This window comes from Nocardiopsis quinghaiensis (assembly GCF_008638365.1).
Taxonomy (GTDB): domain Bacteria; phylum Actinomycetota; class Actinomycetes; order Streptosporangiales; family Streptosporangiaceae; genus Nocardiopsis; species Nocardiopsis quinghaiensis.
The window spans coordinates 1-21,298 of the sequence record NZ_VWVU01000046.1 but is presented as its reverse complement, the minus strand read 5'-3'; the positions used below and the strand labels follow the sequence as shown (position 1 = coordinate 21,298).

At 64.6% G+C, this 21,298-nt stretch carries 15 protein-coding genes; 6 read left to right on the top strand and 9 right to left on the bottom strand.

Annotated elements, in window-relative coordinates; all coding sequences use genetic code 11:
• The first annotated feature begins 13 nt into the window (after positions 1–13).
• The gene (locus FYX01_RS25530; RefSeq protein ID WP_150246286.1) at positions 14–685 is read left to right on the top strand and encodes an HIT domain-containing protein; all 672 of its coding nucleotides are present in this window, start codon (positions 14–16) and stop codon (positions 683–685) included.
• A 55-nt stretch (positions 686–740) separates the two neighbouring features.
• Entirely contained in the window at positions 741–1,628 is an 888-nt protein-coding gene (locus tag FYX01_RS25525; protein ID WP_150246283.1) for a phosphotransferase enzyme family protein, read from the top strand.
• Here FYX01_RS25525 and FYX01_RS25520 read toward each other — a convergent pair.
• A complete protein-coding gene (locus FYX01_RS25520) occupies positions 1,622–2,944 on the bottom strand; it encodes an NsdA family TPR-like regulatory protein (protein ID WP_150246279.1) in 1,323 nt (440 codons plus the stop codon). The two genes, FYX01_RS25525 and FYX01_RS25520, sit on opposite strands and share 7 nt — an antisense overlap.
• A 291-nt stretch (positions 2,945–3,235) precedes the next feature.
• Here FYX01_RS25520 and FYX01_RS25515 point away from each other — a divergent pair, with 291 nt between their 5' ends.
• The 4 genes from FYX01_RS25515 (at position 3,236) to FYX01_RS25505 (ending at position 7,283) form a co-directional block, all read left to right on the top strand.
• Positions 3,236–3,754, top strand: a complete 519-nt coding sequence (locus FYX01_RS25515; protein ID WP_150246276.1) for an ATP-binding protein — start codon at positions 3,236–3,238, stop codon at positions 3,752–3,754.
• A gap of 1,357 nt (positions 3,755–5,111) precedes the next feature.
• Positions 5,112–5,243: a hypothetical protein gene (locus FYX01_RS27130; protein ID WP_263363817.1), complete on the top strand. Its 132-nt coding sequence runs from the start codon at positions 5,112–5,114 to the stop codon at positions 5,241–5,243.
• Between the two features lie 243 nt (positions 5,244–5,486).
• Positions 5,487–6,308, top strand: coding sequence for a PP2C family protein-serine/threonine phosphatase (locus tag FYX01_RS25510; protein WP_150246273.1), 822 nt, complete (start codon positions 5,487–5,489; stop codon positions 6,306–6,308).
• Between the two features lie 618 nt (positions 6,309–6,926).
• Positions 6,927–7,283, top strand: coding sequence for a hypothetical protein (locus FYX01_RS25505; protein WP_150246270.1), 357 nt, complete (start codon positions 6,927–6,929; stop codon positions 7,281–7,283).
• Positions 7,284–7,570: 287 nt separating this feature from the next.
• Here FYX01_RS25505 and FYX01_RS25500 read toward each other — a convergent pair whose 3' ends face one another.
• From FYX01_RS25500 to FYX01_RS25465, 8 genes are all read right to left on the bottom strand, one after another.
• A complete protein-coding gene (locus FYX01_RS25500) occupies positions 7,571–8,719 on the bottom strand; it encodes a Wadjet anti-phage system protein JetD domain-containing protein (RefSeq protein ID WP_223830650.1) in 1,149 nt (382 codons plus the stop codon).
• Positions 8,716–13,176, bottom strand: coding sequence for a coiled-coil domain-containing protein (locus FYX01_RS25495; RefSeq protein WP_150246267.1), 4,461 nt, complete (start codon positions 13,174–13,176; stop codon positions 8,716–8,718). The genes FYX01_RS25500 and FYX01_RS25495 overlap by 4 nt, the downstream gene beginning before the upstream one ends.
• 18 nt (positions 13,177–13,194) lie before the next feature.
• Positions 13,195–14,013, bottom strand: a complete 819-nt coding sequence (locus FYX01_RS25490) for a hypothetical protein (RefSeq protein ID WP_150246262.1) — start codon at positions 14,011–14,013, stop codon at positions 13,195–13,197.
• Positions 14,010–15,431: a hypothetical protein gene (locus tag FYX01_RS25485; protein WP_223830649.1), complete on the bottom strand. Its 1,422-nt coding sequence runs from the start codon at positions 15,429–15,431 to the stop codon at positions 14,010–14,012. The genes FYX01_RS25490 and FYX01_RS25485 overlap by 4 nt, the downstream gene beginning before the upstream one ends.
• A 484-nt stretch (positions 15,432–15,915) precedes the next feature.
• A complete protein-coding gene (locus FYX01_RS25480) occupies positions 15,916–16,683 on the bottom strand; it encodes a TatD family hydrolase (protein ID WP_150246256.1) in 768 nt (255 codons plus the stop codon).
• Complete coding sequence (locus FYX01_RS25475) at positions 16,680–17,975, bottom strand: adenine nucleotide alpha hydrolase family protein (protein ID WP_150246253.1); 1,296 nt, start codon at positions 17,973–17,975, stop codon at positions 16,680–16,682. The genes FYX01_RS25480 and FYX01_RS25475 overlap by 4 nt, the downstream gene beginning before the upstream one ends.
• Positions 17,975–18,763 (bottom strand): hypothetical protein, encoded by a 789-nt coding sequence (locus FYX01_RS25470; RefSeq protein ID WP_150246250.1) that lies wholly within the window; start codon positions 18,761–18,763, stop codon positions 17,975–17,977. The genes FYX01_RS25475 and FYX01_RS25470 overlap by 1 nt, the downstream gene beginning before the upstream one ends.
• Complete coding sequence (locus tag FYX01_RS25465; RefSeq protein ID WP_223830648.1) at positions 18,763–20,664, bottom strand: KAP family P-loop NTPase fold protein; 1,902 nt, start codon at positions 20,662–20,664, stop codon at positions 18,763–18,765. Before FYX01_RS25465 ends, FYX01_RS25470 begins: the two co-directional genes overlap by 1 nt.
• Positions 20,665–21,298 lie beyond the last annotated feature (634 nt).

Here is a 21,298-nt window from a genome sequence, read left to right as displayed (position 1 = left end):
GAAAAGGAGATCCGTGGACGACACCCTGAGCGAGATCTGCACCTTCTGCTGCGAAGTCGAAGGAGGCGACGACTCCAACCTCTTCTACGACCTGGGCCTGGCACGCGCCCGCTCCGACTACGTGGTTCACGAGAGCGACCACTTCGCCGTCATGCCCTGCATCGGCGCCCTGACCGACTGGTACCTGCTCATCGTCTCCAAGCGCCACACCCTGTCCGTGGGCTGGCTCGACAACGCCGAACGCGCCGACCTGCGCACCCTCATCCCGCAGGTCACCGACCTCGTCCGCAGGCGCAGCGGCCTGGACAGCCTCGTATTCGAACACGGCAGCCTCGACTTCCGCGACAAGGGCGGCGCCTGCTACGACCACACCCACATCCACGTCGTGGCCACCGACCGCGACCCCCAGGCCTTCCTCGACCAGATCCCCGCACCCATCGCCATGCAGCCCTGCCCGGACTGGATCGGTGCCGCTCGCCACCTGGTGGAGGACCGACAACGTTCCTACCTCGCCTTGGGCACACCCGGACAGGACTGGATCGGCACCGCCACCGGAGCACCCTCGCAGTTCTTCCGCCGCTGCCTGGCCTCCTGGATGGGCGCTGAGGAAGGCGAATGGGACTGGCTCACCTTCCCCCAGACCGACCGGGTCCAACGCATGAGCAGCCTCCTTGCCGCGGGCTGACACCCAACCCCCGCTCACGAAGGCGGAACCGGCGCCCCGGCGTAGGCTGGGGCGCGTGGTTCACACCGAGGACTTCGTGCGGCGCGCGACCCGCGCCGTCCACACCGTTGCCGACTCCATGGGCCTCACCCCGTCCCAGGAACCCGAGCTGATCCGGGCGGGGGAGCGGGCCGTGTTCCGCCTCGACGGCGGCGGGGTGATCGCCCGCGTCGAGCGCTCCGCAGACCGGTCCCCGGAGGCCATCCGCGAGGTGCGCGCCGCCCGCTGGCTCGCCGACCAGGGCATACCGGTGAGCCTCCCCCTCCCGGGTGAACAACCCGTCCCGGCCGAGGACACCGTCGTCACCCTTTGGGAGGCCGTGAACGGGGAGTGGACCGTCCCCCGGGAACTGGCCTTGCTCCTGCGCTCCCTGCACCGGCTCACCCCGCCACCCGACCTGGACCTGCCCGACCTCGATCCTTTCGACCGGATCCGCGAGCGCATCGACACCGCACCCCGGCTCACCGCCCCTCAGCGCGACCAACTGCACCGGCTCCACCGCGACCTGGCCCAGCGCCTTCCCACGGTGCGCCCCGTCCTGGGACGACACGTCATCCACGGCGACGCCAACATCGGCAACGTGCTGGCCACCGACCACGGGGTCGTGCTCTTCGACCTGGACGGCATCTGCTGGGGCCCGCCCGAATGGGACCTGGTCCTGACCGCCCTGTACAGGGACCTGGGCTGGCACACCGACGCCGAGTACGCCGACTTCTGCGACGCCTACGGATTCGACGTCACCGCCTGGGACGGTTACCCGCTCCACAAGGCGATTCGCGAGCTGCGCATGACCACCTGGCTCGCGCAGAAGGGCGGAGAGAGCCCCGAGATCGACGCTGAGATCGACCGGCGCGTCACTGACCTGGGAGATCCCGAACGCCCCCGGTCCTGGCACCCCTACTGACCAGCGGCCACTACGGCGCGCGCTTGGCGCAGGAACCGCGCTGCACCGGGCTGGTCCCGGTGGGGGAGTACCTGCCTCGCGAAGTCGTCCAGGTACCCCACGCACCGCGCCGACGAGGTGGCCTGGACCAGGGGAACCACCTGCTCGCCGATGTGGCCTGCCTCTTCCACTTCACCCTGGCCGAGGACGGCCGCGGCCAACACCAGGCGGGTGAACACCCGGCTGCGCGCGTACTCCTCACCGCTGGAGGCGGCCAGACTCTGCTCGGCCAGACGGCGGGCGACGTGTGCGTGCCCGAGGTCCCGATGGCAGTGCGCGACCTCGTCGGAGTACTCCGAGTGGTCGAAGTACCTGATCCACTCCGGGTCCGTGGCGGGTTCGCGGCTTCCGAACGCTCGCTCGGCCTCACCCAGCGCCCGGAAGCAGTCGCTCCTGTCCTTGCGGGCGGCGTGGGCACGGGCCTCCATCATCAGGAACTGGGCGCGCATCGTCGCTGTCGCACGGGCACCGGCTCCGGTGAGGGCAGCGCGCGCCAGGTCGCGGGCCTCGGCGTGCGCGCCCAGATAGTTGGCCTGGTGGCTCATCGCGGACATGACGCTCGCCCCCAGCAGCCGGTCCTCGGCGTGTGTGGCCAGGTCCAGGGCCTGGACGAAGTACCGGCGGGCGGCGCCGTTGCGTTGGGCGTCGTAGGACATCCAGGCGATGGAGAGGACGAATTCGGCCGCGACCGTGAACAACGACCGCCGTACCGCCTCCGTGTGCGATCGCCGGAGGAGGGGGACGACGGTGTCGTTGAGGTAGTGCACCGCCGTGGTCCTGGCGTTCTCGCCACCGAACCGGTTGTCCAGGGCGCCGAACGCCGCGGTCGCGGCGCGGACCGCAGCCACCGGGCCCTCCTCGACCAGAGGGTTTCCCTCGGGGGAGACCGCGTTCCGTACGAGCCAGGAGAGTACAGCCGGGCTGACCGCTGAGGTACCGGCCCCCTCCTCCATGCCCGGTGTGTGATCGACGTCCGCCCGGGCCAATCGCCGCAGGACCGAAGCGGCCTCCTCGCCCGAGTCGTTCAACCCCAGAGCGAGCCCGGCGGGTACCCGTGCCATCTCGGGTGTCGGGATGGCGTATCCGTGCGTGATCCCGTCGAACGCGCGGCTCCTGGACTCGGGCCTGCGAATCTCGCGGCTGCCGTTCAGGACCCGGGAGACCATGGCCTGGGACAGGTCGCACATGCGGGCGATGGCGTCCTGCGCCAGGTGGGTGTGCCGCAGTAGAAGGCGGATCAGCGCGTTGGGGTCCCGGTCCGCGACCGCCCGCCGCACTTCGGGAACGCTCCAGAACCGGCTGGGAACACAAGAGCAGTCACCGGGCTTTCGTGCACGACCGCAGTTTCCGCAGAACACGGCATACCTTCCGAATTGGCTCGCCAGAGGGGGAGTGGAGTGGCACCGAATCCTACGGTGGCACCGGATCTCGGGACCATGACCGGCCTGTCATAACCACCATGCCCGCTCCGTCATAGCGTTGTCTGGTGTTTCTCCAGACAGTGAGTACATGAGTATCTCAACGCATGGCTCGCTTGCTCTGGCCTGCTGTTTCCCGGTGGAGGGCTGATGCAGCGCCTTCCTCCCCAACGCTCGCCTCGGGACGAAACGGTGTCGCTGCCTCGGCGCATCAGCTTCGATGACCCGAACACATCGGGACTGCTGTGCGGTTCCGACACCGCTCACCTCTCCCAAGCCCGCCGGTGGGCAGCTCAAGCCACCCGGACCACACCGTTCGCCGCGCACCCCTTGGTCGTGTCCTTGGCCGAGCTGCACGCGAACGCTCTACGGCACACCGCCTCCGGGCTACCGGGCGGGCAGGTGCGGATCGAGATCGAACGGCGCCGTCTCCTCTTCGTCCTGCGCGTGACCGACGACGGTCCCTGTCCTGGCGCGGTAGCAACCGTGCCCCAAGCGGCTCCTCCTTCCTCCCCGACGGGCGCAGGGCCGACGTTGGCCGAGAGCGGCTACGGCTTGGCGATGGTCGATGCGATGGCCTTGTACTGGGACTTCTCCGCGAGCAGTAGCGGTGCGTTGACCGTTCGCGCGGTCTTCGATCGGTCCGGGCGTACACGTAGTCGGCAGTGACGAACAGCCAGCGAAACGGATGCGCTCGCTATTCCGTGGCTGGGGTTGAAGGTTCTCGTTCACCCAAGGGAACATCGACCACCCTCAACGGGCAAGGGAACCCGTTTCGTTGAACTAGGGCTGTTCTGTACCTAATTGCGTGGGGGTGGGTGAGAAGCGCAGCTTCGGGGGCGTATGTCTCCGGAGCCATTGACACTCACCCAGTAACCCCACACCGAGAGAACTGGCCTCAAGCGCGGGGTCGCTGACAAGAGAAAAGGGTGCCCCGAACCAGTGAGGCAACACCGGTCCGGGGCGTGATTCCCACCTGACTACACCAGGAGGAAACCGTGGAGAAGCATAGCGGGCGGCACCGCAGGCGCCGCCAGGGTTGGGGCGAACAAGTGCGTTGGCTGCTCGGTGCGGTGCTCGCCGCACTGTTGTGTGGCCCCACCGATCGGAGCACACGACCGGCAGCCGAGGACCGCCGACCGATGCCCTCGCGGAGTGCACGGCCAGGTTGCGAACCTATCTCGGCGCGAACCGCGGCCAAGGAACGGGGGCATGTTCCGCGGCCTCGCTCCGAGAAACAGCCGAGCGCGACTCCGGTGGGGGTGTCGGCGCAGCGGGCGCGGGCTCTGTATACGGGGCCGCGTGGGTGGTGCGAGGACGACGACGGGGTACGCGGAGTGCGCCCCTATCTCGCGCGGCATGAGGACCGCGTCGTTCGTACGCGCACCAGGGGAGGCTTGCGAGCGAACTGGTGCGGGGAAACGATTGGTGGTCGAGGTCTGGTGGCTTCCCGGCCTTCGAACAGCGGAGGCGGTGGCGGTGAGTTCGCCGAGCTGGCCTGCTTGGTGCGGCGCTGGAAGGCGATCTCAACCTGAGGGGTAGGCCTCTCGCCGGGGTGGTGCTGACTGTGGTCACGGACCAGTGCCACCCTGGCCTCGCTTGGTGGGAACGAGGTCGGTAGAACTTTGCAGGCAGTCGTCAACACGTGCGTCTGTGACCTCTATGCCGGTGTGAGAGGGGTGGCCTCGTCAGCACGCCGTGTCAGGGTGTGAACCTCCACTGAACCCGAAGTGAACCCCTGGGCCAACGGGTGGGCCGTTACCGGGGCCGAGGGGTGGGCCGCTCTTAGGTGGCCCACCCCTGCCTGTGCTTCTGTGCAGGTCAGCGGGCTTGTGGGTGGGCCGATGGCTGTCCAGACTTGTACCCAAGTGGGTGGTTCTCTTCACGTAGGCGGGCGGGCGCCCTCGCTGAGGGGCGGCTCGCCCGCCTCGTCTGTCTCCAAAGGCGCTTCACTCGCCTTGGTTTCGTCTTGTCTGATGAAGGTTCCTCGGCTTCATCATGAGCGGAAAGCTGACCCCTTAGTGCTGTGTGGTCTCCGGACGAGCTCGGGCACGCGACCACGCACTTCACCCAGGACACCTACCAGACCGTCTTCCCCGAGGTCGCGAGGGCAGCGGCCGAGGCCACCGCCGCGATGCTCAAACCCGCCAGGCGGTAGCGGTGTAGCCGAACCGGCGAGCACACCAGGAGCCACACGACACCATCAACTCCAGGCCGACCCACGGGTTCACCCCTGTTGGCCTGGGATTTCTTCCTGCCCGAGACAGGAAACCGATCGGATCAAAGGTCCGCTTGTCGAGGACCACGCGTGGTTTCCGGGTGGTGGAGAACATCCTGTGGAGACGCTGACGTTGATCTCGACGGCACCGTTTCGTGGCGTTTCTGGCAGGGTGAAGCACGTATGAACGAGAACGAGGGTTGTGTTCGTTGCCGTGGGACGGTCGCCCCGGATGGTTGCTGTTGGGATTGCGGAGCGGCTCAGCCGTCGTTTCGCTCCCATGTGGAGGCCACGGTCGACGGTGGTGCGGCGGGTGTCAGCGACCGTGGGCTGCGCCGTGGTGTGAATGCCGACGCCATGAGCCTGGTGGTCAAAGGTGAGTGGACGGTCGGGGTTGTCTGCGACGGTGTCTCGATGTCACCCCGGTCGGATCGTGCTGCTCAGGTCGCGGCGGCGGTCAGTGCGAGCACCATGGCGAAACGGCTTCAGGAGGGAGCCGTTCCCGAGGCGGCCTTGGAAGATGCCGTCGTGCGGGCGGGACGTGCGGTTACCGCCTTGGTGACGTCGGCGGATATGGCACCTGCCTGTACGTACGTCGCGGGCGTCGTTGGCAAGGGAGGCATGTGGGTTTCTTGGGTAGGTGATAGTCGCGCCTACTGGTTGCCGGATGAGGGGCTGGGATTCGCGCTGACCGAAGACGACACGGGCGAGCACGACGCGCTCGTCGCCTGGTTGGGCGCGGACGCAGAGGAGCCGGTTCTGCGAGGCCGGAGCTACCGGCCGTCGGGTCCGGGGCGCCTGCTGCTGTGCACGGATGGACTGTGGCGGTATCTGTCTTTGGCCGAGGAGTTGCGCGCCGCCATCCCACCCCATAAGTCGGGTCCGGGGCCCGATGGCGGTCTTTTGGCTGATGCGCGAAGCTTGGTCCGTCACGCCCTTGATGCCGGTGGCCATGACAACGTCACCGCGTTGCTGATCCCCGTGAACGGATTTGTGGGCGGCTGACGCGCACAGGCGGCCCCGGAACGGGTGAGGGATTTTGGGGGCGGACGTGGCGGTACAGGGCCTGTGTCCGCCCCTGGTGGGCGGACGCGGGCCGTCCCAACCCGGCGCCCATACGGTCACGGGATGGCAAAATGCTCCGAGAGGTGGGACCACCTTGTACGGGACCTTGTACTGGGGAGCACACCAGGAGCATTTGAGGGCCGAAAACGTGGCGAGGACCTCGTTCGAGGCCCTCGCGCACCCCGTCTGACCTGGGGTTTTGTGGCGCACCCGGCAGGATTCGAACCTGCGGCCATCGGATTAGAAGTCCGGCGCTTTCGTGTCTCTACGTGCCACACGATGCCGTTTCGTCCCTATCCATCTGATCACCACTGTCGTTTCGTGTCAAGGGATGCCGCCCGGTGTCGTTCCAGTCCGGAACTGCGGAGCATAATCGGAGCACACACCGGCCCCTGGTGGCGTCCGATGGCACCTCGCGAGGTCCTCGGCCGACTTCCGGCTTTCTTGAACATGCTGCTCCGAGGCGGGGTGCGTGTCCTCCATCGGCCATCGCGTTCGCGGTATCGGCGGGTGCGCGATGATGGTCGCCACCCTTCTTTCCTGGGAAGGTGCAGACCGATGACCTTCACGCCGTTGTTCTCCACCTACGGCCAGGGCGAGAACCGCGTCACCTCCTCCATGCTGGCCGTCTTTGAGCGCGTTGGACTGGCCCTGACGGAGACGATCTCGGCCCGGGCCTCGGGCGGGTTCACCTTGAAGACGATCGTCTTCATCAACCAGTACTCCACCGGCAAGGGCGCGGTTCTCGACGGACGGATCGCCACGGACCTCACCTACCTGTTCGAGGCCAAGACCGTCCGCAACGCCGTCCAAGACCCGGACCAACTCATCGGTCACCTGAGGATCCTGGAAGAGGAACCGGGAAAGAAGACCTGTTTGTGCTTATCCCTGGCCCGGTCCGCTCCCAAGCCGTAGAGAGCCTGGCGAACACGCGACTGGTGTGGTTCAACTTCGCAGCCCTGCATGATGCCACTACCGAGGTTCTTGGACGACACCCTTCTCGTTCCCTCAAATCTCGTTCCCTCAAAGCGAGGCCGGTTCCTGCTGCGCGACCCGTGGGCCTGGACCATGAACCAGGCCTACACCTCTCTGACGGCCTTGATCCGGCCGAGGGTGTCCAGAACCAGCCACCCCAAACAAACCTGAGCGCTCCGAACTGAGGTGCCCCTCAGGCAGGACGCAGGCCGAAAGGGCCAAACTGGTCAGCGAATGTCCGAGTACCAGTCCGTGTTTCGTTTCAGGTAGCGGTATCCGACCCACTCCTGAGCGAGCCGTCTGCCCTCCATGAGAAGGTTCACGGTGTCCGTCCGGTGCTGCGCGGGAAGCCAGTTCGCAAGTTGTGCAGCCTCCGCCGCATTGGCCGAAGCCTCCTTTGCGTTACGGGGCCGCCCCAGGCTCAATAGTGCTGCGTACAGCATTTCGGTGGGCTGTACGGCGGGCAGACCGAGTTGTGATGCCGTGTGGGAGGCCTTCAGTGGGATGCGTACGCCGCTGAGGTCCAAATCGCCGAAATAGCGGATCTCCGAGATGCGGTGTTCTGCGGTGATGGCCCGGACTGAGGCTCGGAAGGTGGCGCCCAGGCCCCAGGCGACGTATCCAAGGCGGTGCTGTTCGGGAAGGCACTCGACGAGGGACCACCAGGTGGTCGAGTTCTCGACGACGAGCAGAACGTCACCGGTTCCGACTCGACGGTACCGGTCATCCGCTTCCTCCGAGGAGAAGGTCTCCGTGAGCAGCGGTGGCGGTGGCCGAAGGGTTCGGATGACCTCATCGAGCCGCTCCGGATCGGAGAAGAGCGGCCCAGACTTCAGCTCGTCGAAGGTCTTCTCGGGCATCGGGAAGTCGGTCTCGGAGCCGAAAGTGCCGAAGATCTCCAAGGCACGCTCACGGATCGGCACAACGAACAGGTCCGGGTCGCTCTTGCGCCAAAGGTTGATGGCGGTGTATGCGGCCCGCTGCTTTGGGGTGGCCCGCTGCCATTCCTGGGCGAGCCAGCTCAGTTCGTGATGCCAACGTGGCATCGGTCCCTCGACACGGACAGGCCGGTCCTCGGGCAGGAGCCAGATCTTGACCGGCAGGGACACCGTCTCGGGAGTCCTCTCTGAGAAGGCCTTGATCAGACCACGCCGTTCGAGGACGTTCAGACAGCCGTCGAGTACGGCAGGCTCGAACTCTCCTTCGGGGTTGCGGTTGCGGACGTTCCGGAAAGCCTTCAGCACGGCCTCCAGCGGGATCTGCGTCTTGCTACCGGCTTTGCGCTTGTTGTCCTTGGCCCACTGGCGCAGGAGTGCGAGGAGTTCACGTTCCCGTCGGGGCAGTGCTGTCGTGGCCGTCGGTGTCTCCTGCGTCATTCTCCGGCCGCTTCCACATCGCGGGTGAAGACCCTAGCTGCGGACAGACGTCCAGTGCCGTCCGTGGGAGGCAGGCCGTCGAGGTAGTTGCGGATCAGTTCGTCCACGATCAAGTACTTGCGCGCGGCCCTCAGGTCGGCGTCGTTGCGTAGCCGGATGATCAGGGGAAACTGCCCCAGCGCGTTCTCGTCGAAGAGCCCCGTAGTGTAGACGAGTTGGACGCCGAGCGCCTCCGCCACCGATCGTTGCAGGTCGAGCAGGTAGTCGGCGTTGGCCCGTCCGATGGGGTTGTCGAGGAATAGGACGCCTGCGTGGCGGTCGCGCTTTCGGCCCTTGGTGTTGGCTCGCAAGGCCGCCATGGTGCAGTACAGGAGGATGGCGGCGGTGAGCTCCTGACCGCCGGAGAAGATCTGCTTCACCTTAGACACCCGTACGCGCTCCGTTCGCAGGACCTTGTCAGGCTTGAGTATGTACACCCGGAACCCCTTGGGGACGGCTGTGTGCACCCCGCGCAGCAGCAGGGAGAAACCGTCGCGCCGCGTCTTGCGCCCGTCGCTGGTGATGCCAGCGGCGGCCTCTTCGACGACCTGTCCGAGGTGGGCCGTGAGCAGTTCGTCGCTGAGCCTGTCGAAGTTGAACTGGATGAACTCCTGTCCGGCCCATTCGGCGAGGGAACGCGGTAGTGCAGACAGTCGCTGTGCCGACCGCAGCATGGCCAGAGCCTTGTCGACCTCGCCCTTGAGATGGCTGATGATCACTTGCCGGTGTCGACTGATCTGGTTCAGATCGTCTGTGAGGCTCCGCAGCCGCGAAGTGAGAGGGATATCCCAGCCGGCTGCCTGGGCGGTCAGCTCTTCGGGTGGGAGGGTCAGGATCTGGCGGCGGACGGGGATGTTCAAGGAGTCGTACTTGTCGGCGCCCGCGTGCTTCTTCAGCCTGTCGATCGCCTTGCGCAAGTTCCGCTCGTGCTTGGCCAGATCGTCCCGGGCTGTGTTCTTGGCGTGGTCGAGTCGGCGGTGCTCGCGGCGTGCCGCAGCGGCGTCATCCGCGAACGGCTCGTCGGCGATTTCCTTGGGAGCGAAAGTCGCGAGGGTTTCCGCCAGGATGGTGAACTCCTTGGCAGCGTCCTTCGCCGTCTCCCATTTCAAGACGGCTGTTGTGTGCAGGGCAGCCACCGAAGCCTCCGCGTCCGCGGCGGCCGACTGCTTCGACCGGACTTCCTCGACCACTTCCTGACATGCGGTGATGTCGGAGGGTTGCTGTTCCAGAGGCATGGGAGTCATGTTCTCCGAGATGAACGCCTGGAATTCGCTCGCGCGTTCCTTCAGAGCGTTCTCACGCTGTCCTTGGGCGAGTTGGGCCTTCCCAACTGCCTCTTCAGCCGCCTTCTGCGTACGGATTGCACGCCGTAGTGCTTGCGCGCGAGTGGACGGATCGGAGGCCTCGGGGGTCAGCAGGAGCCGGTGGGCAAGGTCACGAGGAGCGTCGTCCAGCTCGGAGTACTCAGCGCTGGCCGCTGTTTCCTCTACCTCTGCCTGGGTGAGGCTTCGGCGCAACTCGTCCGGCACATCGGCCTTCTCGTAGTTGTCGGATGCGGTCTTGTAGGTGTTGCGCAGCACAGCAATGGGCTCGCACGGAGCATCCGCGTTGTCAGGGACATCCTGCGCGCCGGGCAGTGACACCCGTTCCTTGAGCGCGTCTTCCTTGATCCGGAGTTGCTCACCGGCTGTGTTTCTGTGTTCTTTCGCCAGGCGGCGGTGTTCGTCCGCTGCGACTGAGGCCTGCGCGGCCTCTTCGTTCTGCTGGTTTTGTCGCACCTCGGCAGCATGGGCCAGGCCCGACCATTCCGGAATCTGGGCTAGTTGTTGAGCGATGTTGTCGAGTCTGCCGCTCACTGCGACCAAGCAATCTCGCTCGTCCGCAGTCGTGCGTTGTGTTGTTCGATTCTGCGTCTGCCGTTTGACCAGTTCTGTGACACCGCGCTGTCGCTCGACTGTGTTCTTCTCTGCAGCGACGAGATCCTCGGCAGCCACGGCGGCTGTTTCGTGCAGAGCGGCCAGGGCACCGGGCAGGTAGCTCTTCCGCCATGTGGTGACTCGGTGCCTGAGTTCCTCATCTCTGCGTTTGGAGTCCGAGACATCGGCGAGGAGCTGCATGCGTTGGGAGCACCTTTCCTCGATAGCTTTGTGTTCTGCGTCGGCTGCCTCAGGGTCGTACAGAGCGGGATGGAAGGGAAGAGTAAACGCAACACCGTCCGGCTGTCCCGTCCGTGCCGATTCGAGCGCCTCACTGGTGCCCACAGCCACATAAGCGGTGGGATGAGGTGTCAGCGCGGCGAGAATTTCACGGGCCTTGCTCACATCATCGTCGGAGTTCAGCAGAACGCCGCTGACGAGGTGGGGCGTTCTGGCCAGGAACTCCTCGCGCTTCCGCTGTGGGTAGTCCGCAAGATGTTCCCAGCCAGGCCAGGCGTCGATTCCTTGGTCTTGCAACACTTGGCACGCTTCGGTCACGACGACCGGCGGCGGCAGCAGCCGTCCGTCGTCCAGAGCCAGCTGGGCCTGTTCGTCGCGGGCTTCTTCGATCCGCGACGTGACGTGTTCCCGTTCGGCCTCAGCGATCGCCCCGGCAAGACGCTCGATCAAGACGTGCGCATCCCTTTCGAGGTCGACTCGTTCGCCGTCGAGGAGCGCGGTCAGTCGTGGTTCGGATTCCAGTGCAGCCTTGGGAACCATGGCTTGTTCCAGCTTGTCCTGAAGGCGTTCACCATAACGACGTGCCTTCCCCTCGTTCTCCTTCGCCTCGTCCAGGAGCCCCCGGGCCTCGGTGTGTTCCTCGTCGAGCGTGCCCTCCTCTTCTGTCAACGCGTCGATTCTTTTCCGCACGGCTTCTAGGGTGTGTTGTGCTTCCTGAGCAGCCTGAGGCAGCGCTTCCGTATCGGCTGCCAGCCCGTCGTCCACGGCCTGCTGGGCATCGGACTGGACCGCCTCTATACGCTGCATGAGGATTTGCCACTCGCCCTGTGCCTCAGTCGCAGCCTTGAGTGCCCTCTCTCGATCGCCGCGTACCTTCACCTCGGCCTCGTCATGTCGTCGAGCCGTCTTCTCCTCATCGCGCGCTCGGGCATCAGCTTTGCGTGCGAGGGCCGAAAGCCCGGCGGCGAATGCTCTAGCAGCCCTATCCCGTGCTTCAAGGGCCGGGCGCGCACGTTCTTCGCTGACATTGACCAGTTCACGTAGCTGTGTCGCCTCGTCGGTCTTCTCCTGGTGCCGCAGTACGATGGCAGTCGCATGCCACCCTGCCGCCAGGGCGTTGGCATCGTCCCGCTCGGCGGACGCACGTGTGACACGAGCTCTGGCCTCATCCAGACGCATCGCGGCAAGTCTGCGTCTCTGTTCGGCTACGGTCGCGCTCCATCGCTTGGCCAGATGCGTAGCGCCGTCCCGCTGCTGTGCGAGACGGGTGGTCTTCTGCTTCAGCTGCTCCAGATCAATGTTGTCGTTGTGGATCCGACGATTGATCCGCCCAGCGAATTTCACCAGGCTTTCCTCGACCTGCTGAGCTTGCTTTCGAGCATCGATTTCCGCGCGTGACACATCGATCAGTGGTCCGTGAAGTTCAACTGTGTGTTCCACGAATTCCTGCTCCAGCAAGAGACCCTGCCGCCGGGCGAGCTTGTCTAGGTGCTGGGAGACCAGCTCGGCCAACTCTGTCAGGCTGTCCTGCTTGATCACGGCTTTGAGTAGGAAATCGACGAAGCCCGCGTCCGATTCGAGATCAAAAGCTCGTACCGCCTCGCCTTCTCCCTTGTTCATCACCCGCTGGTATCGGAAGAGCTCAGGGTCAATGCCGATCTTTGCTAGACGCTCTGTCCAGCCGCTCTGGGACTTCGGCCAGTCGAGCCCCAGACGAGGATCCTCGTCCTTGAGTTCGAGCAGTTCTTTGCGGTAAGCGTCGAAGGACAGATAACGGCCGCTGTCAATGATCGGGAGGGTGTCCAGAGCTAGCGTCTCGGTGGGGTGGAAGTGGTACCACCCCTCTTGGAGGTTGTCGGCGACTTTGGAGACCGTCTGGTTCTTCCAGGACATTGCCTTGCCGGTGACAAGTGTCCGGCCGTTCACTGCGTGCGTCCATTCGAGGACAACATGCGAGACGTCCTTGGCCAACACATAGTTGTCGAGAAGGCGGGGGTCATCAGCCCCCTTCGTCAGGTTTCGCCCCGGGAGCAGCACCGAGAAAATCAGCTTGAGGAGCACGGACTTGCCGCCGCCGTTCTCCAGGAAAAGCACGCTGGCTGGTGACGGGCGTAGTGTCTGCGTCACGGAATCGAACAGTTCCGTTTGCTCTCGGACGACTGGACGGCCGACACTGCTGAGGTCCAGGGTCACATCCTGGAATCGTGCGCCTGCCGGGCCAACGGAGCACAGACGGACCCGGGACAGCTCATAGTTCATCATGTCTTCCACCCGGGCCCGTCAGTACAGCATGCCGGAATCAGAAAACCGGATGACACCGGTGGCAGCCGGTCCTGCAGGGACACCGAGCCGTAGCAACTCGTCGTACGCCTCGACGGCTGCCAGTTCACGGACCTGCAGTTGGTAGCGGCCGGTTGTGCGGTAAACCTTCACTGAGAGTTCCTCGTCCTCGGCCTCGGTCAGCATGCCCTGGTCGACCAGGTAGCGGAGGGCCTTGCCCACGATGGCTTCGGTGGATGGCGGAGCGGCACGGCCATCGCTGGTCGAGTTGGCCTCGGGTCTGCGCAGGTACACGCGCCAAGCACGTTCCAGTTCGGGAGCGTCAGCCATGGGGTCGCTGTTCTCCTCCGATTCATCCACACGTGCGGACAGTTCCCGGCAAGCGTGACGTACCAGATTGTCCACCGTTGAAACCGTGGCTTGGCCGACATAACCGTCGTCTGCGAGGTCCTCAGGCCGTGGGAAACAGCAAGCAGCGATGGCCAGGTGGGCGATACCGTGCAGCACCCGCTCTGCCTCTCGCTGATGGGTCTGGCGTGCCTGTCTCGCGTAGTGATCGAGTTTGGTTTCGAACACTGAGCCCGGCAGAGTCCCGAAGACGGCACCGGCTCGCTGGGTGATTCCGATGACGCGCAGTCCGAGGCCTGCCGCACTCTTCCTCACCAGTTGCTCGAACGCCGGTTCTTCGTTGTACCGGCGGATGAGGTCCGCGTAGTCGGTGTCCCGGTGCGGACGCAACCTGGGCCGAAGGCCGTATCCGACAAGCTGCGCAGCCTCCTCTGCGTCGTGCTCGCTGTAGGTGCCGAGTTCCCTGCTCATCGGTCGTCTCCGGTGTGCTTCGTGGACTGTGCCTGGTGTTCAGCTGTGGACAGATTCAAGAGCCGTGCCGTGGTGAGGAGCAAGTCATCTCCCTTGAATCCCTGGCTGTCCAGGCTGGCGTTGGCGTGCACGGCCAACAGGACCTGATGGTCGCTCCGGCGCAGAGCTGTTCCGGTTTGCGGACCGTACGCTTGCAATGCCAGGAGTGCTACGAGTTCAGGAAGCTTGGGGTCTAGAGCTGCCGCCTCGTCCAGGAGGCCAGAGAGTGTGCGCACTTCGTCAGATAGGTCGAGGATCGCGTTGGCTTGCTCCCACTGGAGGTCAGTGAAGCGCTTCTGCTCTTCCACTGTCTCCAGGTTGGGATCAAGGACTTCTTCCGCGAACCGTGTGCGCTCTGGGGTCGGGCGTAGCAGCAAGGGGACGAGGGCGGCTAGGTCCGGAACATCCTGGACAACCGGGCCGGAGGACTCTGTGAAGTAGCGGTTGGTCAGTCTGGACACGTCAGCGACCGGTAGATCAAGAGTGGGTATGAGGAGGTGACCGTACGGGTCGAGGGTCTGACGCTGGAGAGTGCCGGAGAACTGCTGGCGATCCTGTTGCTCTCGGAAGAGGTCCCGGGCCCCGATGAGGCGGGTGTGGAGCTTGATGTGGCGTCGTACGCAGTCCTCGACGATGTCGACGAGTTCTGCCGCGTGGCTCTTGCGTACGGGATCTTCCGCCTCGTCGCGTGCCTCAGCTATGTACTTCGCGATCGCTCGTTCGGCCTTGACCCGTTCCTCGACGTGGGCGAGCGCGTTGTCGAGTAGTTCCGGTACCTTCTCTCGCCAGTCCACCGCCTGCACGTTGCGCTTGGTGGCATCCAATTGGACGCGGATCATGTCCCCATACTGGATCGTAAGGAGCTGTGCTTGCTCGGCGACCCGCTTGGCGTCTGCCAGCCGACCTCGCCTAATCAGGTTGTCGAGTTTCACTTCCGCGGCGATCTGGGCGGACTCTACGTCGGTGTCTAAGGCACCAACCAGGACGTTCAGCGCCTCGTGCGAGGCACGCAGGTATAACTTGCCTGTGGAGTCCCTGCGCTCTTCAATGAGCTTGAAGTCGAAGGTGCGCACGCGATAGACACCGTCGGGGTCCACTGCTCCGTACGGGCGGCGAAACGCGCGGTCTACGTCCCCGAGGTTGATCAGGCTCTCCAATACCCAGGCTGTGACCCGAGCATGTTCCTTGGAGGGGCGATGCGGTGCCTGTCGTGCGACGAACTGCTGGACCCGGTCCATGATCTGCTGGTGGCCAGCGCCCGTGTCGAAGTCCATAGTGATCGCGACCTGGTCGATGGTATATAGAGCGATCTCCGCCATCAGATAGGTCTTAGCTTCGGCCCACTCGATCATGCCCTTGCGGGCGTCGAGATCGTGCAATGGGGCGGTGCATGCCAATGCCTTTGCTCTGCGGCTGAGGCCTTCGTCAACCGTGACAGCAGGAGCCCAGCTTTCATCTCGCACAGTTGACACAATAACCCTTTAATCCTGCTCCGGACTTGGGTTTTCTCAGTTTTTCGCCCGGGTGTGATGAAGGCTCTGGTATGTGGCGGAGTTGCCTTCTGTCACTCATGAGGGGTGTGCCACCGTTGAACTGGGAGCAGGTACCCAGTAGGCGTGTGCCGTTGCTTGCGGCACGGGGACAACTGGTTGATCTTTTTGACTGACGCCGTGGGGCTCTGACAGAACCTGTCAGCACGGGCATGGACGAGGTGTGGGTGGGAGACCTGGCCCCATCAGTTCACGGGCTCGCTTGAGGTGAGGCGAAGAGACCCATGTGACCTAGAGTTTTGTGGCACCCGCCAGGATTCGAGTCTGCGACCATCGGATTAGAAGACGCTACCCAGCGTGACCCCAAGTCGTCCTACGGTGCAGCTGCGAGCTCGACTCGAACGGGTCGGGGCAGTAGGGTGCCACATTTGGTCGAGCGAACAAGCTGTGCGAAGTTGCGCCACGTCTCTCTGCGGACCCCCTCAGGGTCGAGCACATGAAGCTGGGCAAGAGCACGTTCAACATCATCTACCTTGCCGGGGCGGTGACCCTGGCCACTGGACCTGTCACCGAACGGATGGTCGGTCTCAGGGAGGACCCGGTCGAGCGGCAGGCTCGCCAGCAGCTCGGGCTTCCGCAGCATCGAAGCGTTGACCGAGAAGTAGCAGCCAAGCTCGACCGCCCGCTTGGTCTGCGTTTCGTTGCCAAGCCACCAGTGGAGCACTGCGCCGTGGATCGGTCGGGCCGTCAGGCACTCCAAGGTGACATTGGTGGCGGCGAAGCTGTGGATACTTGTGAGTCGGGGATTCTGTTGCAACGTAGCCAAAACGGCATCCAGGGTCGCCCGCTGCGTGTCCAGGGGCACGCGGGACTTGCCATCCAGGCCAACCTCACTGACGTACGGCGTTCGGGCGATCAGCTCGGAAAATCGAGCTGCGTCGAAGGCATTCTGCACGCGGACGAGGCCCGGGTGGCAGCCCACCCCCCAGATCGTCCACGGGTCAGATCGTTTGAGTACACGCTCGGCTTCATCGAGCGAACGAGTCGCAGCGAAGATGAGCGAACCAAGCTCCAACAGATCGCCAGGCGAGATGTCCGGCTCAATGTGGGCGTGCATGTCGATCGGCGGCAGGCGTCTCATTGATAGAGGCTCCGTAGCTCTTGGATCCCACGCTGGCAAAGGTCAAACACATCGCGCAACGGGTAGTCGTCCGGAAGGCTCAGCGTGGTGAGGTCCCGCGTCCTCACACCCCGGCGGATGAAGTTGCGAACAGGCTGCTCGACCGACTTGCCGTCCAGCCACTTCTGCACGGCAGGATCGCTGCTTGGCGCGATGTAATCGCTGAAGTCGGAGATCCCGGAGGCGACGAAGGATGCCCGCCGCAGCACGCACCCGAAACAGATGCCACAGGGCCGGTCGGCTGAAATGCCGTGGGCTCGCTGGCCAGTCAGCGCGCACGAGTGGGTGGCACTCAGAAACGAGGAGGCTTCGTCTGCGCCGACCAGGTTCACGACCTGCCTGTACATCTCGCCCTTGGTGATATGCCCGAAGGGGTTCTCGATAACCGCGTGGGCACCGACTTTGGTAAGCACAGCCGCTAGATCCTGCAGGAACTTGGGATGCGTGGTGCGCGTCGACAGGCTGCCGAGGCGTTCGGGGCCCAGCGGCGGATTGATCGAGGCAAAGCCGTTCTCGGGTATCCACAACGGCACTTGGTGGATGGAGGCGACCGCCAGGCCGAGAGCCAGGAAGAGCAGGGAACGCGATCGGGTGGTTGACTCGGATGGATACGACGTGCCGTCGATGCGCTCACCGCGGCGTCCCAGGTGCACGACTATATGTTCCTGGCTCGGGCCAGGGATGAGTCGCTCGAGTTCGGCAGCGATATGTCGCTGGATGGGTGCCAACATCGTGTTGTTGTAGTGCGACAGCAGGATGTGATGCTGGTCCGCGGTAAGCAGCGAGCGGGAGTACAGCCCGCCGATCGCCGAGTCGGCACCGCCGCTGAGAAGGATAACCCGCCGAGGCGTGACGCCCATTTCGTTGGGCGCTTGGGCCTCAGCCGGTTCCGGCTGCTGCGTGAACGACAAACTCCAGCGGTCGCCGCTGAGGAACCCAAGTACACCCGCAAGTTCATCGGCCAAGCCGTTCCAGGATGCCGCGTCGGAAACCGGGATCTCAAGATCGAGCGGGCGCTGATTCCAGTTCGCCCCACGGCCTTCGCGCAGCACAGAGCGGTCGGCAGCAAAGGCGGTCAGCGCAACCCGAACCACATCAACGTTCAGGGGCGGAACCGGGCCGAGTGTGGCCAGGCTGGGGCTGAAGCCTCTGGTGAATGTCGACCGCTGGTCCGGCAGCCAATAAAAGGATGAGGCGGCCTCATCTTCCGGAATATCGTCGGTTGCACTCAGGCGCAACGTGAACCGGGACATCAGCTGCCACCTCCGACGATGCCACGGATGGTCTCTAGGCCCGCCTCGACGGCGCGGCTGACTTCATCCTCGGTCGCGCCGTCGACCGACAAATTGGCCTGAGTGGCGATCGCTTCCGCGGCGTCACGGATATCGCTCTCCGCAACGGCGGCCAGATCGTGGTTGTTGACCAGACCACCCGACTCAACCAACAAGGTCTCGGCGATGATGACGGCGATGGTTTGACGGACCATCTCTTCTGGAGACAACCGGTAGCCACCCCGTTCCTGCTCCATCACCCACTCTGCCACCTCGGCGGCGACCCGGCGCTGCTCGTGATCCTCGATCGTGCTGTCCGGAGCCGTACAAGCCATGTCGACGATGCGGCGAAGCACCTCAAACTCGTCACCAAGCCCGCGGAGTTCGCTGTAATCAAGCCCCAGACGTTCAAGGGTTGCGGCGTCGCCTGTGCGATAGGCGTAGGCAGCCGCTGCCGCCCGCCCGGCAGTGCGAGCCGAAGTAGCAGCCGACCGTCGCGGCCCGCCGCCACTCCTGCCGCCCGCATCCCCGGCACCCGAGGCGCCTGCACCTCCGCCACCAGGACCGTCACCGCCACCACCTCCCGATGAGCGCGGGCGAATCAGGTTAATGACACGTCGAAGGTGGTTCGGATCGAGTGGTGGCCGCTCGCCGTCCGGCTTCCCGTCGCCGCCAGCTCCGGACAGGCCGTCCAGGTAGTCGCCAATGGTGTCCCGGATCGCTTTGCCGTCCTTGCCGCCGCTCCCAGAGTAGGCGCCACTGGTTCCCATCAGGCGTCTCCTTGCGGGGTGAGTGCACTCTCGACTGCACGTTTGGCCGGCCCCTCTGAAAGCCTCTCCTTCCAGGCTGTCAGAACGCTGCGGATCTCCGCTGGATCGTCGCGCCTGAACTGCAGCGGCGTGGCAAGCGTGATGTCACTCGGTGGCAGCATCAGCAGGGCATCACACGCGTCGGACACCACTCCGGGTTGGCGGCGCAGGATTCGGAAGATGGCATTCACGCCGGCCTTCTGCTTGGCAGGCTGGTCGCGCAGTGTCCGTCCAATATGGCGCAATAGGTCGGCAGCGTCGCCCGCTTCCAGCTTCTCCAACTCCTCGTCGGTCACCGAAGCGCGTTCGCGCGTGGACTCGGACATCAGATTGGCAGCGATGTCGCGGAGTCGTTCGGGAAGGCTCTCATCGATCAGCGTCACGCCGGCGAAGCTGGCGGCCAGCGTCAAGTACGGCGAGAGGTCCAACCCCCGGAGCGGTGGTGCCAGCTTGGCCCAGCGCACCATGGCCTGCGAGTACTGTCCCGACGTCGTTGCCATCACGGGCGGTTCAGGCACACGCTGACCATCTCGTCGAGGTCGGACAGCGGATTCACTGTCACCAACACCGTCAGCATCCGCGGGTTGATCAGGGTCGGGCGCTGTGTCTGTAGCCGCAGGTCGCCCGGCTTCATCCTCAAGGCGGGCTAGCTGATCCCGCATCTCTCCCTTTGCGAACCAGCCAAGAAGGATCTTGAACTCTGGCTTCATCAGGGCTTCGAGGGTCATGAGCTTCGCCACGACGCTCGGATCCAGGGTGATGCCCCGGCGTGAAGCTACGGACTGACGCACGCCTAGATCATTAAGGAACCGTTTGATGTAGCGCGGGTTGCCGTGCAGCTTCTCGTACAGCAGCGGTGTCAGCCGGGAAGCAAAGGCCAGTTCCTCCTCCATCGCGAGACCGTTGATTACGCCGATGTCGTCAACCGTCCCGCCGCTTCGGCGGACCTGTGCGCACCGGTCAATAAGAGCGGTGAGCTGCTCCGCCCCGGCAGTGCCTTGAAGCTGCAGCAGCAACAGGTAGGCCTGCGTGTCGAAGTGACTGAGGGCCGGCAGCGGAATGGTCGTCTGTACGATCTTATGCAGGTAGAGCGTGGCCGGGTCCTGCTGATCCACGTCGCTCTCTTCGGGCCGTCCAGTCGCCGCAAAGCGAGTCCGAATGGCGTCAGCGACCCGCTCCTCGTCGGCCGCGATGACGAACGACATTTTTGGCACGGCCAAGAAGAGGCGCATCGCTTCCAGGCTCTCGACGACCGTCTCTGGCAGGCAGCGGTCCAGATCGTCGACCAGCACGACCACCGCGCGTATGTGCTTCAGGTCGTCGGAGTCGATGAGTTCCGCGAACTCGTCGCGGAAGGCCTCCAGCCCGCGCACCGACTCTTCGTCGCCCTCCCTGGGCTTTACCAGCTCGACGAGCTTGTCGAAGTCAGGGATTTGCAGGGTCAGAGACGACGTGGCCGCCAGCTTGATCGCCTTGGCCCAGTCGATGCGCTTACTCAGCCGGATGAGGAGGCTCTTTGCCTTCTCCGTCTTGGTCTCGGACCAGTTGATCTCAGTGCCAAGCGCCGCCAGCACCTCCGCGATGAGGCTCTCTTTGGCCCCGGTAGCCGGGTCATAGCGCCACGGGTCGGTCTGGACGACCAGAATCTTATCCTCGGGCGTCGTGCGCCGAACAAGCTCCTGAGCAACCAGGCCGAGCACCGTGGTCTTACCGCTCCCCCAACTGCCAGACAGACCGAGAGCAACTGGATCAAGCGCCTCGTCCAACAGCGCGTCGGCGACCGTTTGGGCCACGGCATCGAATGGGAGCAGATCGATCTGGGCCGGGTCATCAGACCACAGCGAAAGAGCATGTGTCGTCAAGACGTGCCTCCGAACCAAAGACCGGCGCCGCGTTTGACGGAGCTTAACCCAGATCTTAGACACGGGGGGTGGTTGATTACGTCGCGGATGCCAGCATAGACGTCTGAGATACCTCGGAGTCGTTCGGAGCCACGTTTCCGCACCGCCAGTGACGACGCCGGGTTGTTGTAGCGGTGAACCCACCGGAACACCGTGCGCCGTAACGTCGCCTCGTCCGCGTACACGGTTTCTCCGGCGAGGGTCCCACGCTTGAGTGCCGCGTTGAAGCTCTCCGCTGCGGCGTTGTCCGCGCTCGACCCGATCGCCCCCCATCGACTGGATCACCTCGAGCTCGGCGCACACCTGCCCGTAGGCCTTGGAGGTGTAGACCGACCCGTGGTCGGAGTGGAATACCGCCCTCTGCAGACTCCCCTGGTCGCGGGCGGTCGCTCTCAGGGCGTCGGTTGTTTTGTACCGGGTCTGCTGGAGGCTGTGGCATGTACCGGGACCGCCTCCCGTCACTCTCACGAACCGAGCAGTCGTCGCCCTCGATCTCTGAGCACGGGTTGGAGGCGATGCTGGGCCACGCCAGCATCGTGCTGACCGGGGACACCTACACCAGTGCCTTCCGGAGGGGATGGCCCCCGCAGGTCTC

Bases quoted from the DNA above. Each gene is read 5' to 3' on its own strand.
- FYX01_RS25505 (WP_150246270.1), top strand. From the start codon at position 6,927: ATGACCTTCACGCCGTTGTTCTCCACCTACGGCCAGGGCGAGAACCGC.
- FYX01_RS25475 (WP_150246253.1), bottom strand. From the start codon at position 17,975: ATGTCCCGGTTCACGTTGCGCCTGAGTGCAACCGACGATATTCCGGAA.
- FYX01_RS25490 (WP_150246262.1), bottom strand. From the start codon at position 14,013: ATGAGCAGGGAACTCGGCACCTACAGCGAGCACGACGCAGAGGAGGCT.
- FYX01_RS25480 (WP_150246256.1), bottom strand. From the start codon at position 16,683: ATGAGACGCCTGCCGCCGATCGACATGCACGCCCACATTGAGCCGGAC.
- FYX01_RS25495 (WP_150246267.1), bottom strand. From the start codon at position 13,176: ATGATGAACTATGAGCTGTCCCGGGTCCGTCTGTGCTCCGTTGGCCCG.
- FYX01_RS25500 (WP_223830650.1), bottom strand. From the start codon at position 8,719: ATGACGCAGGAGACACCGACGGCCACGACAGCACTGCCCCGACGGGAA.
- FYX01_RS25515 (WP_150246276.1), top strand. From the start codon at position 3,236: ATGCAGCGCCTTCCTCCCCAACGCTCGCCTCGGGACGAAACGGTGTCG.
- FYX01_RS25470 (WP_150246250.1), bottom strand. From the start codon at position 18,763: ATGGGAACCAGTGGCGCCTACTCTGGGAGCGGCGGCAAGGACGGCAAA.
- FYX01_RS25510 (WP_150246273.1), top strand. From the start codon at position 5,487: ATGAACGAGAACGAGGGTTGTGTTCGTTGCCGTGGGACGGTCGCCCCG.